The organism is Paraburkholderia flava (assembly GCF_004359985.1).
Classification (GTDB): Bacteria; Pseudomonadota; Gammaproteobacteria; order Burkholderiales; family Burkholderiaceae; genus Paraburkholderia; species Paraburkholderia flava.
In genome coordinates this window covers 2,402,010-2,417,357 of the sequence record NZ_SMRO01000002.1, presented here as the reverse complement: position 1 = coordinate 2,417,357, position 15,348 = coordinate 2,402,010, and the positions used below count along the sequence as shown (strand labels likewise).

Sequence of the window (15,348 nt, the reverse complement as noted above, 5' to 3'; positions counted from 1 at the left end):
GCGGAGAGAGGCCATGCTTCGACCGTTAAGCACAGTGGAGCACGTATTCTGGCTGGCATGCCGGAGCGTCAGCAATCACATCGTCTATGCGGCGGAAATAGCGGGCACGCCGACACCGCAGGCCTGGCGTGCAGCATTTGATTCCGTACAACGCCGTCACCCGGCGCTTTCCGTTCGTATTTCCGCGACGCCGGACGGCTGGCCATTCTTCGAAACCGTGCACGGCTCGTCGATTCCTCTGCATCACGCGGGCGATGCAACATGGAGCGCGGAAGGCGTTGCGCACGAGTGGCTAAACGGAACGCTCTCTCGCGAACTGCTTGAGCCGCTCGACAACGCTACGGCACCTCTGATGCGCGCCGTGATCGCAACAGGCAAGGACCGTTCGGTCGTCGTGGTAACGGTCAGTCACGTGATATACGACGGCATTTCGGTGACGTGCTGGTTTGACGATCTGCTGCGGGTGCTCAACGGCGAGCCGCTAGACGCTTTGTCGTTCCCGCAATCCCTGAATCATTTGCTGGGGGTGCCGGACGCGGTGCCACCGCAAAAAAAGATCTCGCTCGATGGGGTTTCCTACCCGCAGACGAGCCCTCCGGTCGTGCGTTGCAAGAGGCTGTCGCACGGGCTCACCCGACAGCTTGTACAGCGCGCACGCGACGAGAACACAACGGTGCACGGCGCGCTCTGCAGCGCGTTCGTGATGTCGGGCAAATCACGGCTGGCGCATTGGCGTCGCGAGCCGATCCTGTTACGCAATCCCGTCGATCTCCGGCGACGCTGGGGGAGCCGGTACGAGTGCGGCTTCTTTGCGACCAGCACGAATGCGACACTCGATCCGGACGCGAATCCATCGTTCTGGGATCTGGCGCGCGAGATCCTGCGCCGGATGGACCCGCAAGGCACGCGTGAATCGGCGGGCGAGGGCGTCCGGCAATACAGCGATCTTCTGTCGGGCGGAATGGACGCCAAGGGTCTGGTGCAGATGTCCCGCGCCGGCAAAACCCCTGATCTTGGGATAACCAACGTCGGTGTCGTTCGTGACACAGCGCCATTCGCCAGGTTCAGATTGACCGGACTGTGGGGGCCGCTCGTGCGGGCTTCCATTCCGGGGTATCTCGCCGTCGCGGTGTCGTCGGTCGACGGCCGCATTCACCTGACGATGATGAACCACACACCGTTGCCAACCTTTCTCGACGACGCGGAAGTGCTGCTCGAAAAAGCCTGCGCGCCCCGCAATTTCTTCTGACCCAGCCTCGCACCCCCGACGTTCCATCGTTATCGACTGCGCCCCTTTTGTTGTTACCCAACCTGCATTATTTGTCAGATGAATTCATAAAATGTCACAATTGGTTTGATTACCCTTGCTCTATGATTTTTTCGGTAGCTGCGGATGTAGGGTCGCAAACGTTTGCTGCGCGTCTTCGGCGCATGCAGCGGTCGCTGACTCACGATAGACATGGCCACGTACTCGAGGTGCAGGAATGCGCATATTGGTGGTGGAGGATGATCCCGTTCAGGCCGAGGAAGTACAGAACGCACTGAGGCCTTTCAGTCACACGATAAAGATCGTCGACGACGGCGAGCGGGCAGTACGGTTCCTGAGATCGGAATCCGTCGACGCGGTGGTGCTCGATTGGCACTTACCGTCCCTGACCGGCATCGAAGTGCTGAACTGGATTCGCACGCGCGCCGACGTCGAATATGGCGTGCTCTTTTTGACGAGCCGCGTTCAGGAGCTCGACGTCGTGAGGGCGCTCGAAGCGGGCGCCGACGATTACCTGATCAAACCGTTTCGCGCGGAGGAACTTGCCGCGCGAGTGAATGCGCTGCTGCGCCGGGTCGCACGGAACGTAAAACGCGACGAACCGATTCGCCTGGGTGAGTACGTTCTGGATCCCGTCGAACGGACGGTGAGGCTTCGAGGCAGCAAGATCGAGCTGACGACCAAGGAATTTCAACTGGTGACTTGCCTGTTCCACAACCTCGGCAAGATCATGTCCCGCGAACTGCTCGCAACGACCGCGTGGGGAAGGGAGCTAGGCGAAGATTCGCGCTCGCTGAACACCCATATCTACAGAATCCGGCAGAAGCTCAAATTCGGCATTGAGAACGGCTTGCGGCTCTCGGCAATCTATACGCTGGGGTATCGCCTGGATCAAACGAAAACCTTGACTGGCGCTGCCTGCTATAGCGCATCGCTGGACACACCCTTAGACGCTGCGTGACCGCACTGGAAAGCCGACATGCTCTGGTGAACAAAGCCCCGTTCATCGGAGCAGCAAAGGTTTCTATTCTTCGGCCCGATCGACCAGATACGCGATCAACGACGCGAACGTCGGGAGGTCATACAGCGATGCTTCGTCGATTGGCTTGCCGAGCTTCCTTTCCAGAAAGAGACCTAGCTCGACCGCATGTAGCGAATCGAAACCGGCTTCGACGAACGTGCGATCGAGATCAGTGGGCAGAGAGAGATTTCGCGCCTGCATCCAGGCCCTGATGTGCGCGAGCACTTCGTTTGCGACGTCGGCGCGAACACGCGGCAAGTCGCGGACAGGTATCGACACAGCCTGCGGACTGTCGCTTTGAAAACCTGCGCTCACGACCATCGTCAGTCTCCTTTACTCGCAAGATATAGAGCCGCCTGAAGAGAGTTGCGTGGCCGGCTTAAGGGGATACTAGCAAGCCATCGCTTGAGCGAAATTGAACGATTATCACGAAGCAAAGCCCCAGCTAGGCTGCGGAAACAACCTGAATCCTGCGCGCCTCGGGTGCGCCGTTCTGTTTCGCCGGCAATGCAAGCTCGAACTCGAGAACGGTGTTTCTCGACGGCAGCCGGGACAATATGGACTGATCCTGAAGACTGCTGCTTCGGAAGTACGCGGGACTGGTCTCAGCTGCCGCGAGTAGCGGCGTGTCGGGCAACGAAGACCAGAACGCGATGAAGCCATATCCGTCGTCCGGCTCGAACCGGTTGCACACGCCACGCACGCGCGAGCCGACTTGTCCCCACGCCGGCAAGCCGGGCACCGAATCGCGAACCGGAAGTAGCCCGGGAATCAGATAGCCACTGATGAATTGATCGGCGGTATCGCGCAGTTCGACGGAGACGTTGTCGAAACCCAGCACCTCGACCCGGCAGCCTTTTTTCTGCAACGCGCGCACGACGTCGACAAAATCGCCGTCGCCGGTGGCGAGGACCACCGTGTCCAGCCGATCCGATTCCGACAACGCATCGACGGCCATGCCGAGGTCCGAATTCGATTTGACCGTCTCGGCCCCGTCTGCATCCGCGTAGTGTTTGAGCGGCTTGACCGTGACGCGAAAACCTTTGTCCCGTAGCGCTGCCTGATAGCCTTTGATCCGTGCTTCGTAGTCGACGGAGCGAGCTGCTCGACGTTCGTCGAAGGTCAGATAAGCGTGTAACCGCTGGATCGTGGCACCCGCGCGACCCGCGAGCGCACGCAACACCTCGTACCGCATCATGTGGCCGCCGTTCACGTCCATACTGCTTCCATCTACGTATACCCCGACCCTTCTCATCATCGTCATCCAGATTTCTGGTGGGCGTCGATCAGGTGACGGGATCACGTCCCGTCAGACTTCGCTGCTCGTCAAAGCTATAGGGGGATATAGATTTGCAGGCGTGCTACCTGTTGCATGACATGCCGGAGGCGGGAACGTCATGGAAGAGCAATGCGTGATCTGCCAACCGGACGTACGCGATACGTACGCAATACCCGGTTCACCTGTCGGCTTGATGGGTCGCATCGGCCATGCGGATGAAGCATGGCCGATGCGACCGCTTTCGTCGCTCTTCAGTTACGTCCGCTGACTGCGATCGTGACGCGGCGGTCGGGTTGCAGACACGCAATCACCTCACGGCTTTCGCCTGCCGGGCAATGCGTGACCGGCTCGCTCGATCCCACGCCTTCCGCCTGAATGACGCTGCCGCTCAGTCCATGCGAGATCAGATAACCGCGAACCGTTTGCGCCCGTGCTCGCGACAGCGGCTGGTTGATCTTGTCGGAGCCGATGCGGTCCGTATGCCCGACGACGAGAATCCGCGTCACTTCCTTATGGCTCTTGATCCGCGCGATGGCCTCGTCGAGTTGCGCGCGGCCGGCCGGCAGCATCGAATCGAGGTTCGACTTGCCGAACGCGAACAGCGCATCGCTTTGCAGATCGAACTGTTCGATGGTCGCGACCGGCGCTTCCGCTGCGGCGACGGGTGCTGCTGCTTTAGCCCGCACGAAATCCTCGCACGCGGGATCGCGCCAGTAGGTGTGGCTCACCTTCATGTGCTGGTCGTACTGCACCTGATACTGGCAGGTGACCACCTCATTGCCGCGACGGAAGTCGAACAGGTAGTTCCACACATGACCGCCGACAAACCACTCGTTGAAGTGAGGCGGCCCGAGCAGATCGAACATCTGGTCCTTGTTCAAACCGGGCCCGACGTTACGCAGATTGTCCACGTTCACGAACGTACCGGTCTTCGGGCTGGCGGATTGCGGATCCGGAAATTTCGGCGGACCGTCGGTGGTCGCGCAGCCCTGAAGGGAAGCCAGTGACAGCAAGCTGATAGACAGCGCGAGTATCCATTGAGTTTTCATGATCAGTATCTCTTATCGTATAAGGAGCGGCGCCCCCGACACGTGCTGCGACGACGCTCGACAGGTCGTGCGCAGCAGCGCGGGTTCATGTTTCCTGCCTTGCCCTGTCACCATCACCACTGATAGCCCGCCCCGATCACGGCGCCGTAATCGTTACGCGTGTTGGTGGTGACGGCAGCCTTATAGATCCAGTGATTGTTGTCCGAGATCGTCGAGATGCCGATCGCCTGTCCCGACTGGCTTCGATACACGCTGGCCGCGATCGCCACCATGCTCTTGCCCGGACCCGAAGGTTGGGGCAGGCCGGCGACGGCCATCGCGCTCGCGGTCCCCGCATCCGCGTCGCGACGCAGGCCGTCGATCTTCGCGTCGGTATAGGCGTTCGCGTTGCCGACCGCTGCGTTCAACTGCTGGACGTTGACGCCGTCGGTCGGTGCGGTCCCTGCTGCGACGTTCGTGAGTTGCCGCGGCGAATCGGCGGTACCGATCGACACGACGTTGTTGCGTCCGCCGTCGTTGCTGCCTGCGCCGAGCGCGACCGAGTTGTTGCCGGACGCAGTCGAGTTGTTGCCCACCGCCGTGCTGTTCGAACCGGAAGCCACCGCCCCGTTACCGCCTGCCGACGAGTTCGAGCCGGTCGAAGAGGGCGGTGTCGTGGTGCCGGGCGTCGACGGGAAGCCGCCGGTGCCGCCGGTGTTGCTGATGTTCTGGATCAGCGTGGTCAGGTTCTGGTTGACCGCCTCGAGCTGGCTCACGTTGACCGCATCGGTGCCGGCAGACCCTGCGGAGACACCGGTGATCTTGCGATTCCCGATGTTGACTTCACCCACCGACGATTGCGGACTGCTCAGTCCGTACGCGATGTAGTTCGACTGCGCGCCAACCGTCGTGACCGACCCCGCGCCGATCGCGATGCTGTTCGCGAAGCTCGCGCTCGCGCCGGAGCCTAAAGCGATCGCATCGGCTGCGCTGCTGTTTGCACCCGAGCCCACCGCGATGCCGCCCGCCGTGCTGGCGACCGAGTTAGCGCCCTGAGCGATCGATTGAGGACCGGTCGCATTCGCGCCGCTACCCAGTGCGATCGCGTCGGCCTGTCCGGAGTTCGCGGCCTGACCGATCGCGACGCCGCCGGGTGCCGTCTGCTGAACGATCGCACCGTTGCCGATGCCCACACCGTTATCGCCGTTGACGACCGTCGTCGGGCCCACTGCGATCGACTCCGCGCCCACTGCGAGCGAATCGGCTGCGGTCGAGTTGGCGTGGAAGTACAGCGTGGGCGTGACGGAGAACGATTGCAGTGCGCCGGTCAGTTGTCGGACCGTGACTGCATCGTGCGCGCTCGTACCGTCCGCGACGTTGATGAGTTGCCGGTATGTGTTGCCCGTCGCGCTGCCGAACGAAACGGCGCCGAGCAGCGTCGCGTCGGACGTGTTGAACGGAACCGTATGCGTGCCGGCAGGAATGGTGCCGGTACCCGCTGCGATCGCGCGGTCAGAGACTGAGCCCGAGCCGATCGCGACCGAGCCCGCGATCGATGCTGTCGTCTGCGCGCCGAGTGCGGTGGCATTCGCGATCGTCGCCTGCGAGCCGGTGCCTGCCGCGAAGCTGTCGGTTGCACTGGCGACCGCCTGCGGACCGACGGCGATGCTGTCCGTACCGGTTGCCTGACTGTCCGCGAGCGTCGAGTCCGCGTGGAAGTACTTGATCCCGCCGCCGTTGCTGAGGTTCGTGATCGCGGTCGTGTTTGCCGTGACCTGCTGGTTGGTCGCGAACAGCTGCGAGCCGTTCACGGCGTCCGTGCTGGTGTTGGTCAACTGACCGGCCGCGACGTTCTGGATCTGCCGCTCGGCACCGGCGCTGCCCACGCTCACCGCGCTGGTCGGGGCGGCGCCAGCGAACGTATAGGCGACGCCACCGATTGTCGCGCCGGCGGTCGGCGTGACGGCCGAGGTCGTCGAGCCGCTACCCAGTGCGACGTCTCCCGCGTTGTTGGCCACCGCATTCGGCCCGATCGCGACGCTGTTGGCACCCACGGCCTGACTGTCGGGGTCCGTCGAATTCGCGTGGAAGTATTTGATGCCTGCGCCGTTGTTGATGTTCGAGATGGAGGTCGTGTTTGCCGTGACCTGCTGGTTGGTCGCAAAGAGCTGCGAGCCGTTCACGGCATCCGTGCTGGTGTTGGTCAACTGACCTGCGGCGACGTTCTGGATCTGCCGATCGGAACCTGCTGCGCCGACGCTCACCACGCCGGTAGGCGTCGCGCCTGCGAAGTTATAGGTGACGCCGCCGATTACCGCGCTGGCGGTCGGCGTCGCGGCGGTCGTCCTTGAATTCTCGCCGAGTGCAACGCTGTTTGCGACGCTGGTCGTCGCGCCCGAGCCTAGCGCGACGCCCCCTGTCGCAGCCGCCGCGACATTAGCCGTGTCGCCAATCGCGATCGCGCCCGCGACGTTGGCCTGTGATGCGTTGCCGAGCGCGACCGAACCCTGTCCCGTCGCGACGTTCGTGTTGCCCAGCGCGATGGCGCCGTTGCCGTTCGCAGTATTGTTTGCGCCCATCGTCACTGCGCCGGTGCCGATGGCCGAGTTCGGGTCACCGATCGCCACTGCGCCATTGCCGCTTGCCGTCTGCCCTTCGCCGATCGCCACTGCGCCGGTGCCGCTCGTCACCTGCGAATTGTGTCCGCCTGCGATCGAACCTGTGCCTGCGGCCGCGGCCACGGTGCTGGTGTCGCCAAATGCGACGGTCGATGCGGCCAGCGCCTGCGATCCGTTGCCGACGGCCGTTGAGTTGGTGCCGCTGGCCTTTGCACTGGCGCCCAATGCGGTGCCTTGAACACCGCTGGCAGCCGCGTTGACGCCGAAGGCCGATCCATTGTTTGCTGCGGCACTGCCGCCGCCCACAGCTGTCGCGGAAGTATCGGACGCATTGGAATTGAGACCAATGGCGATCGCGTTATTACCGACAGCGGTAGCGCCTGGCCCCAGTGCGACCGATGACGTCGCGGAAGCCGTGGCCAGATCGCCGATGGCGATGCTAAACAGCGCGGACGATGCAGCGCTATTGCCGATCGCTATCGCGCTCGTACCGGATGCGATGGAATTCGGTCCGAAGACAACCGACGAAAAGCCACTGGCTGTACTGCCAAAACCCACTGCGATTGCCTCGGTGTTACTCGCCTGCGTGCCCGATCCGGGTACGCCGGCCGTCCCACCGCCCGCGCCGATGGCAATGGAAGCTGTGCCCGTGGAGCCCGCGTTGGTACCGACCGCAGTCGCTGAAGGACCGCCGGACGATGCACCGCTGCCGAGTGCCGTGCCGCCGGCGGCAGCCGCGGCGACGACCGCCTGATTCCCGAGGGCGGTGCCCGTTGTCGACGCGGATTTTGCGTTGACGCCTAACGCCACGGACTGAGTACCCGAGGCTGTCGCTCCGTTGCCGAGTGCGGTGGCCGATGTGCCCGAGGAGATGGATGCATTGCCGATGGCAACCGCTGACGTACCTGTAGCAGCCGCGTTCAAACCGCTTGCAAGAGAGCTATCGGCGCTGGCTCTGGCTCCTGCGCCGACTGCTGTGGCGCCGACGCCTGATGCCGTAGAGAAATCGCCTAACGCACTCGCGTTCTCCGCGAGCGCGTTCGCTGCGGCTCCAATCGCGCTGGAGTTGGCGCTAGTTGATATAGCGCCTTCCCCAACTGCAGTTGCGCCATTCCCACTCGCTGTGGAGGCGCCCCCTAGAGCTGTAGAACTGTTGGCGGATGCCGTAGCGTGTTGCCCAAATGCAGCTGAACCCACGCCAAGCGCGTTAGAGTTGCCGCCGACCGCCAGTGACTGATTGCCTGACGCGACCGCTGCAGGGCCGAAAGCCGCGCTTACCACGCCTGTAGCAGTCGTGTTCACACCTACCGCCACGGAATTCCCGTTACCTGTGAGTGAGTTTGTTCCGATCGCAATGCCTCCGGGATCGGTTGCTTTGGCGTTCGTGCCAACAGCTACCCCGTTGAGGCCCAACGTCGTCGCACCGCCGCCGACCGCGACACCCAATCCGCCGCTTGCACTTGCAGCCGCACCGCCGGGGCCCGAGATCGCGACATCCCCTGTCCCTGTAGCACTGCCGTTACCGGCGGCATACTGCGCATGAGCGATCTGGCCGGACAGACCGAGACAAACGGGAATCGCAAAGCCGAGGAGAACGCGGATTCTTTGTTGCCGCCAGGTCGTCGCGTCCTGTTCTGTTGTTCTGCCGTCGCATACGGCGCCCGACGAGCCGGACTTGCCCTTGCCGTGCGACTTGCCGAGTTCCGATGCCGCGACAAACGCGCCGCGCGCCTTGCTCCATATGACTTTGTGTACTCTGTTCATTTGAGAACTCCCTATGAAAGAACGGGCTTTTTCCTCAGCCTGCTCGGTAGTGCTTCTTCATCTGTCTGAAAAAATTTCTGAAAGCGGACGCGTATTTATTTCTGGTTGCAGTGTGTGGTTTTGTAATGAGATGAATCTTTGTTATTTCGTCTCGATTGGCCGTCCTGGATCCGGCGGCATAGTTTTATTTGAAAATAAGAGTCCTGTTTCATTCAAACGATTGAATGAAACCAGCGTCTATGAATTAACCGGGGATGGTAATGTCGCCTGACGCGTTATCCAGAGCGATGGATATTTAGATAAGGCCGATCGTCTGGCGACCGGATTCGCTTTTTTTTCGCCTGGCAGAGTGGCAGCGACCGCTGCTTTCAGGAGAGCCGGATTGGCACCGGGACGAAATGAAATGACCCGGCCTGGTGCAGGGCAGATGTGGGTCAGGGTGCCTTCTCCGGCTGTGGCTGTGCGGCCCCGGCAAGCTGCCGTTGCGGGCAGTCCGCGCGCGGCGCGGACGGACGAATTTCCGACGACCACAGGTCGTCCCGAGAGATCTGGCATCTCTGAACCCCAATGTATAGATCACGTTGGCGGGCGATACACCGCCATGACTTTATAAAAATGCCTGATGCGCTATATGGTTTTCATCGCGTCAACGAGAACGCGAAAACAGACGTCAGCAATATGCGGTGAGACTATTTCTCTGGAGATAACGCCGTCCTTTGACGGCAAAGAATTTTCGTTATCTCGTTATTGTTGTGGTGCAACATTTGAAACTTATCCCGACAAACTTACCGAACATTTCAATCGCAGATGGTAGGAGAGGAGTTGAAAATTAAAAAATGAACATTTGTCACTCTTTTGTTAATTGTGGAATTAAAAATTAAGGTGATTCGGGCGAATAACGGGAAGAGCGCTTATTCGCAGGGCAATGACTCTGTCAGTGAGCAATGACCAGGTGGCCTGCAGAGCCCGGCGTTGAGCGCGGTTTGCCGACAGAGGATCTTTCGTGGGATGAAGACGCGACTCGCCATGAGAGAAGATCTTGGTGCGTCGATCAGATGCGCGACGCGAGAGGAGCGATGATTGAACATGGAGCGACGAGGCATGCATCGATTCCCGGTGACGCAGAAAGTCACCGAAAACACGGTGCTGTTCACGCAAGGAAGCCGCGCGTCGCAGGGTCGTAACACCAGTGCGACACGCCGAATTCACAGCGCATTTCGCGCAAGTCGAGCCCTCATCGCAAGGTGACAATCGTTCACTTTCAGCGCAAGCACGTTGAACCTATGATGGTCTTCGGCAGTTGCAGAAGCGGGATCGTCAGCGTGTTTTCTCGCGAGCAATGCGCGCTTGATCTGCTCTCATACCAGCGTCTTGGGAACGTACTGTGTGTCTTGAACACGCACTTCTACAGTATCGGGAAATTCGCCATGTCTACTCAGTCCATCACGCAAGATTCGAATGCTGTTCAACCGTCTGGTCACGCGTCGAAAACAGCCGACGAAATCATGGGCATGATCAAAGGATGGATGAAGGAGCGCAACCTGGGTGAACCGACCGACCCGAACGCGACGTTCGCGGACTCGGGTTTCGATTCTCTCGATTCGGTCGAACTGACGTTTTTTCTGCAGGATCAACTCCGCGTCGAAATCGACGAGACGGTGCTGTACAACCATCCCACATTCGCCGCGCTCATCAGTTACGTGAGAGAGCGCCTCTGACTGGCAGCGCTCGTTTGCGTTATCCGCGAGCGGGCGAAATCGCCAGACATGCCTGACTTCCCCAGCCGGAAGTTCTTTCCGGCGATCGAGGTGTTGCGTTCGTCGTAGGACTCAATCGACATGACCGATCAAATTCATCTCGACGCTGCGGGCGCCGAAAGCGGGCGCTCGTCTTCGAGCAACCCGATTCAAAAGCTGTTCCGTTCGTGCGTGATCGGCCATGGCTCCGCGTTACCGGAACGTCGCGTGACGAACGATGAACTGGCTGAAACGGTCGATACGTCGGACGAGTGGATCGTTCAACGCTCCGGCATTCGCGAGAGAAGGATCGCGGCCGAAGGAGAGAATACGTCGGACCTCGCGATCGCAGCTGCGCGCAAGGCGCTGGAGCGAGCGGGCAAGACCGGCGCCGATCTCGATCTGCTGATCGTTGCGACGACGACGCCCGACCAGACCCTTCCCGCTACCGCAGTGCGTGTTCAGGCCGCGCTCAAGATGACGGGCGGCGTCGCCTTCGACGTGCAAGCCGTCTGCTCGGGATTTGTCTTCGCACTCTCGGTCGCGGACAACATGATCAAGCTCGGTCAGGCAAAGACCGCGATGGTCATCGGCGCGGAGACGTTGTCGCGCATTCTCGACTGGAAGGATCGCGCGAGTTGCGTCCTGTTTGGCGACGGAGCCGGAGCGGTCATCCTGCAGGCCGAGGCACACGACGAAGGCGTGCAGGCGCGAGGAATACTGTCCACCCATCTGCATTCCGATGGCCGTCATCAAGACAAGATTCGCAGCGACGGCGGCGCGTCGTCGACGGGGACGGTGGGCAAGATTCATATCGAGGGACGCGAGGTGTTCCTTCACGCGGTCATCAATCTGGCTGCTGCATCCGACGAGGCGCTTGCCGCCAACGGCCTGACGCGCGACGACATCGACTGGCTGGTTCCTCATCAGGCCAACAAACGCATCGTCGAAACGGTCGGACAGCAACTGCATATCCCGATAGAGAAAGTCGTGCTGACGGTGGGACACCACGCCAACACGTCTGCGGCGTCGATCCCGCTTGCGCTGGACGAGGCGGCTTCCGATGGACGGATCAAGCAGGGCGATCTGGTGATGCTCGCCGCGATGGGTGGGGGATTTACGTGGGGATCGGCGTTGCTGCGGTGGTAGCCGGGTTGATCGGCGATTGGCTCACATCAACGGCTTGACGTAGTGCGGCCATCCGCCGCGAAACGCCCGCCCTCGCGATTCACAAGATCGTCGAATGGCGGGCGGCTCTATTTGTCCGGCTATACACCAGGATGCAGATCGCCGACATACGCATGCACGTAATCGTCCTGCGCCATCGGGGCTTTGATCACATCGGTCGACAGGTCGAACGCGTCGAGCAGCCGGTCCAGATTGCGATGCACGACATCGAACGCGTTAGCCAGTGCATGATCGCGTGCTTCATAGGCCAGCGACGCACCAAAGTGTTCGACTGCATAGATTGTCGCAAGCGCGTTCACCACCTGGCCGTCTTCGCCTTCGGCCTGGTTTTGCAGGAAGCTCTCGATCGCGATCCGGCGACCGTGCGTTCTGGCGAGATCGAGCAGCGCGGGCAGGCGAGGATTCCACAGCGCAAACGACGCTTCTTCTCCTGTCGTGTCGACGGTCAGTCCATGCGTTGAGCGGTCGTGTTGACGGCGCTCTTCGAATCGAGCCAGCTGACGCAACGCGTCGCTGCTACCCAGCGAATCGGGCGCGACGACATCGGCCGGAATTTTCGATGGCGACGATGCGAGGTCGCGACCGATCTCGAGCAGGATCAGTTGATTGTCGCCGCCGGCGGACGAGTACGCATCGGTCAGGTCTTCATAGCTACCGAAACGATTCGCGCCGAGACATCCATGCGCGCCGCTCGCGCGCCGGCAGTTTCTGATCACATCGGCGGCGCCTGCGACGGTGATCGCTTTCGTCAATGCGCCCATCCGGTTGACCGCGGCCCACGGCACCGTGGCCATGCCCGACGACATCGATTCGCCCGTGCCACCCGTTTGGCCTTCCAGCAGACGGCGCGCAAAATGGCTGATCACGAACGCTTCGGACAACGCGCCGAACAGCAGGCTTTGCTGATTGCGAAACTCGAGAAGACTTCGATCCCCGCCGAGACGTGCACGGGTCTTCCTGTGCTGTGCATAGCGCAGGTTGGTCCACACACACGCACGCGCAGCCGCCGACACGCCGACGGACGTCGCCGTGGTCGCATTCCCGCTGACACCGAGCGAGCGGACCAGACGCTTGTCGGCATCGCCTAGCGGATCGTGGAACTGCCCATCCGCGGTGATCGTCGCCGTGTCCTGCAACCAGTGCGTGCGCGGCACCCGCACTCGATCAAACGACACGACGCTGTAGTCGAGACCCATCGACGACATGCCGGGCAACGCCTTGACGTGAATACCGTCGAACACGCGCTCGCGATCGCGAATCGGCACGACAAACGGAAAGAGCCCGTGATTTTCGCCACCGCACCATAGCTGCGCGAAGACGACGCCCGTTTTAGCGACGCCGTCGAGTGCCACGTTCGCCATCAGCTTGCAGGCGCTCTCGTCCGGTGTAATGAGGAAGAAGCTGTCAGTCGACGGATCGTATTCGGCACGCGTCGCGACTGCGAGGTGACTGCAGGCCACACCGACCTCGGTGATCAGGATCGCCGCGACGGAGGAGAGGCTATCGATGTCCGCGACGATCCTGTCGAGTTCGGCGGAGGGTTTGCCCAACGTCTTGATCGTCGACAGACAGACACCGTAGTGCGCCTGCGCGACATTGAACAGCGGCGGGCTGACGGTCGCTGCAAAAGCGAGCGTATCGAATAACCGCTTGCGATCCTGCAGTAACGAGGAGCCGCCGCCTACCCGCTGGTTCAATAGATAGAACTGATCGTAGATGCGGCGTTGCATCGCATAGCGATCCGGTTCGTCGTGTTGTGCATCGAAGGGAGGCTGCTTGAGCAGTGTGGCGAGATCGTGTGAAGGGTTCGTGTCCTGCCCGTAAATCAGCTTGTGCAGCATGATGAAACTCCCTTCAAATGATTGGCAATGGAGCTACGGAAATCGCTCATGTTTGCATATCGCCATTCACGCGAACTTGAACTTTGATGAACTCTTCCAGCATGCATATTTACGTGGGATGGGTGATAAAAGTTCACTTTGCGACCCCAGGCTATCGCTCTATTCTGGCCGCACTTCATCTGCGTCAAGTGCGGATAGTTCGCACGCCGCAGTTCGCATGGCAACGTCTGATTGGAGCGCGCATGGCTGACCCACTTGTGGACGACGCGATTGAAGTCGCGTGCGAAATTCCGGAGATCTTTGCCGTCGATGCAGAGATTCCGTTAGGCGTGGTGCCTCAGCGAATGCACGCATGGACGATCAGACGCGAGCGTCATGGCGAACCGCTCAACGCGTTCGTACGCGAAGTCGTCGACGTGCCAAAGCCCGGCGACGACGACGTGCTCGTGCTCGTGAAAGCGGCGGGGGTTAACTACAACGGCGTGTGGGCTGCGGTGGGTCAACCGGTGTCGGTACTCGACGTGACTAAAGAGGCGTTTCACATCGCCGGATCGGACGCGTCCGGAATCGTGTGGGCCGTCGGCAAGAACGTGCGACGCTGGAAAGTCGGCGACGAGGTGGTCGCGCATTGCTCCCAGGTGGATGGCGACGACGAAGAGTGCAACGGCGGCGATCCGATGCTGTCCGCTTCGCAGCGCATCTGGGGGTACGAAACGTCGTATGGATCGTTCGCGCAGTTCACACGCGTTCAGGCGACACAGCTGCTACCCAGACCTCGACATCTGACGTGGGCCGCCAGCGCGTGCTACACGCTCACGCTGGCTACCGCATACCGGATGCTGTTCGGACATCACCCGCATGTGCTCGGCCCCGGGCAATCGGTGCTCATCTGGGGCGGCGCAGGCGGACTCGGCACGATGGCCATCCAGCTGGCTGCGCTGGTGGGCGCAAAGCCGATCGCCGTGGTCTCCGACGACACGAAAGCGCAGTACGTGAAGAACCTTGGCGCAGCGGGCGTGATCAATCGTGCGAAGTTCGACTGCTGGGGGTCGCCTCCGTCGATGGAAGCACCCGATTACGCGCGCTACATGGACAACGTTCGCGCTTTCGGCAAGGCAATCTGGCAGGCCTGCGGCGAGAAGCGCGACGTGGACATGGTGTTCGAACACCCCGGACGCAACACGTTTCCCGTTTCATGTTTCGTCGTCAAACGCGGCGGCATGGTGGTCTTTTGCGCGGCGACGACCGGCTATGACCTCACCTGTGATGCCCGGTATGTATGGATGCGTCAGAAGCGCATTCAGGGCAGTCACTTTGCCAATCTGAAACAGGCGGCGGAGGCGAACCGCCTGGTGATCAGCGGGAAGATCGACCCGTGCCTGTCGGAAGTTTTTGCATGGAACGAACTGCCGCAAGCCCATCAGAAGATGCGCCGCAACGAACATGCGCCCGGCAACATGGCGGTACTCGTCAACGCGCGGCGGGCTGATGAAGGCGCGAGTATCGGCAAGCCTTAGCGCGGTCCGTCAATGGCTTTAGCCGATTGCGCGAGGGTTGTGCAGAATCGCCCAGGCCGCCTCACTTTCATCGAACACGCGCGTAATCC

11 protein-coding genes and 1 pseudogene are annotated in these 15,348 nt (G+C 61.2%); 6 read left to right on the top strand and 6 right to left on the bottom strand.

Annotated features, from left to right (window positions below; all coding sequences use genetic code 11):
* Window positions 1-13: 13 nt before the first annotated feature.
* Window positions 14-1,249, top strand: coding sequence for a phthiocerol/phthiodiolone dimycocerosyl transferase family protein (locus E1748_RS22150; protein ID WP_133649276.1), 1,236 nt, complete (start codon window positions 14-16; stop codon window positions 1,247-1,249).
* Window positions 1,250-1,484: 235 nt separating this feature from the next.
* On the top strand, window positions 1,485-2,228 hold the full coding sequence (locus tag E1748_RS22145; protein WP_133649275.1) for a response regulator transcription factor: 744 nt from the start codon (window positions 1,485-1,487) through the stop codon (window positions 2,226-2,228).
* 63 nt (window positions 2,229-2,291) lie between these two features.
* On the opposite strand, the gene E1748_RS22140 is transcribed toward E1748_RS22145, so the two are convergent.
* The 5 genes and pseudogenes from E1748_RS22140 to E1748_RS32155 form a co-directional block, all read right to left on the bottom strand.
* Window positions 2,292-2,609 (bottom strand): acyl carrier protein, encoded by a 318-nt coding sequence (locus tag E1748_RS22140; RefSeq protein WP_133649274.1) that lies wholly within the window; start codon window positions 2,607-2,609, stop codon window positions 2,292-2,294.
* A gap of 124 nt (window positions 2,610-2,733) precedes the next feature.
* On the bottom strand, window positions 2,734-3,543 hold the full coding sequence (locus E1748_RS22135) for a LabA-like NYN domain-containing protein (RefSeq protein WP_276324133.1): 810 nt from the start codon (window positions 3,541-3,543) through the stop codon (window positions 2,734-2,736).
* A gap of 275 nt (window positions 3,544-3,818) precedes the next feature.
* Complete coding sequence (locus E1748_RS22130) at window positions 3,819-4,616, bottom strand: OmpA family protein (RefSeq protein WP_133649272.1); 798 nt, start codon at window positions 4,614-4,616, stop codon at window positions 3,819-3,821.
* 113 nt (window positions 4,617-4,729) lie between these two features.
* Window positions 4,730-8,626: a YadA family autotransporter adhesin gene (locus E1748_RS22125; RefSeq protein WP_476703867.1), complete on the bottom strand. Its 3,897-nt coding sequence runs from the start codon at window positions 8,624-8,626 to the stop codon at window positions 4,730-4,732.
* 252 nt (window positions 8,627-8,878) lie between these two features.
* A pseudogene (locus E1748_RS32155) lies at window positions 8,879-8,977 on the bottom strand (ESPR domain-containing protein); the annotation flags it as partial.
* 13 nt (window positions 8,978-8,990) lie between these two features.
* Between E1748_RS32155 and E1748_RS22120 the strand changes: the two are divergent.
* The 3 genes from E1748_RS22120 (at window position 8,991) to E1748_RS22110 (ending at window position 11,862) form a co-directional block, all read left to right on the top strand.
* Window positions 8,991-9,248, top strand: coding sequence for a hypothetical protein (locus E1748_RS22120; protein WP_133649270.1), 258 nt, complete (start codon window positions 8,991-8,993; stop codon window positions 9,246-9,248).
* A 1,156-nt stretch (window positions 9,249-10,404) separates the two neighbouring features.
* Window positions 10,405-10,695 carry an acyl carrier protein gene (locus E1748_RS22115; protein ID WP_166653607.1) on the top strand — a complete coding sequence of 97 codons (291 nt, stop codon included), beginning with the start codon at window positions 10,405-10,407 and terminating at the stop codon, window positions 10,693-10,695.
* 120 nt (window positions 10,696-10,815) lie between these two features.
* Complete coding sequence (locus E1748_RS22110; protein ID WP_133649268.1) at window positions 10,816-11,862, top strand: beta-ketoacyl-ACP synthase III; 1,047 nt, start codon at window positions 10,816-10,818, stop codon at window positions 11,860-11,862.
* Between the two features lie 119 nt (window positions 11,863-11,981).
* Here E1748_RS22110 and E1748_RS22105 read toward each other — a convergent pair whose 3' ends face one another.
* A complete protein-coding gene (locus E1748_RS22105; protein WP_133649267.1) occupies window positions 11,982-13,742 on the bottom strand; it encodes an acyl-CoA dehydrogenase family protein in 1,761 nt (586 codons plus the stop codon).
* A 242-nt stretch (window positions 13,743-13,984) separates the two neighbouring features.
* On the opposite strand from E1748_RS22105, the gene ccrA reads away from it, so the two are divergent.
* Window positions 13,985-15,259 (top strand): crotonyl-CoA carboxylase/reductase, encoded by a 1,275-nt coding sequence (gene ccrA, locus E1748_RS22100; RefSeq protein WP_133649266.1) that lies wholly within the window; start codon window positions 13,985-13,987, stop codon window positions 15,257-15,259.
* Window positions 15,260-15,348: the final 89 nt, after the last annotated feature.

Excerpts from the sequence above, each read along its gene's own strand:
- E1748_RS22140 (WP_133649274.1), bottom strand. The coding sequence starts at position 2,609 with ATGGTCGTGAGCGCAGGTTTTCAAAGCGACAGTCCGCAGGCTGTGTCG.
- E1748_RS22115 (WP_166653607.1), top strand. The coding sequence starts at position 10,405 with ATGTCTACTCAGTCCATCACGCAAGATTCGAATGCTGTTCAACCGTCT.
- E1748_RS22130 (WP_133649272.1), bottom strand. The coding sequence starts at position 4,616 with ATGAAAACTCAATGGATACTCGCGCTGTCTATCAGCTTGCTGTCACTG.
- E1748_RS22105 (WP_133649267.1), bottom strand. The coding sequence starts at position 13,742 with ATGCTGCACAAGCTGATTTACGGGCAGGACACGAACCCTTCACACGAT.
- E1748_RS22150 (WP_133649276.1), top strand. The coding sequence starts at position 14 with ATGCTTCGACCGTTAAGCACAGTGGAGCACGTATTCTGGCTGGCATGC.
- ccrA (WP_133649266.1), top strand. The coding sequence starts at position 13,985 with ATGGCTGACCCACTTGTGGACGACGCGATTGAAGTCGCGTGCGAAATT.
- E1748_RS22110 (WP_133649268.1), top strand. The coding sequence starts at position 10,816 with ATGACCGATCAAATTCATCTCGACGCTGCGGGCGCCGAAAGCGGGCGC.
- E1748_RS22145 (WP_133649275.1), top strand. The coding sequence starts at position 1,485 with ATGCGCATATTGGTGGTGGAGGATGATCCCGTTCAGGCCGAGGAAGTA.
- E1748_RS22135 (WP_276324133.1), bottom strand. The coding sequence starts at position 3,543 with ATGAGAAGGGTCGGGGTATACGTAGATGGAAGCAGTATGGACGTGAAC.
- E1748_RS22120 (WP_133649270.1), top strand. The coding sequence starts at position 8,991 with ATGAAAGAACGGGCTTTTTCCTCAGCCTGCTCGGTAGTGCTTCTTCAT.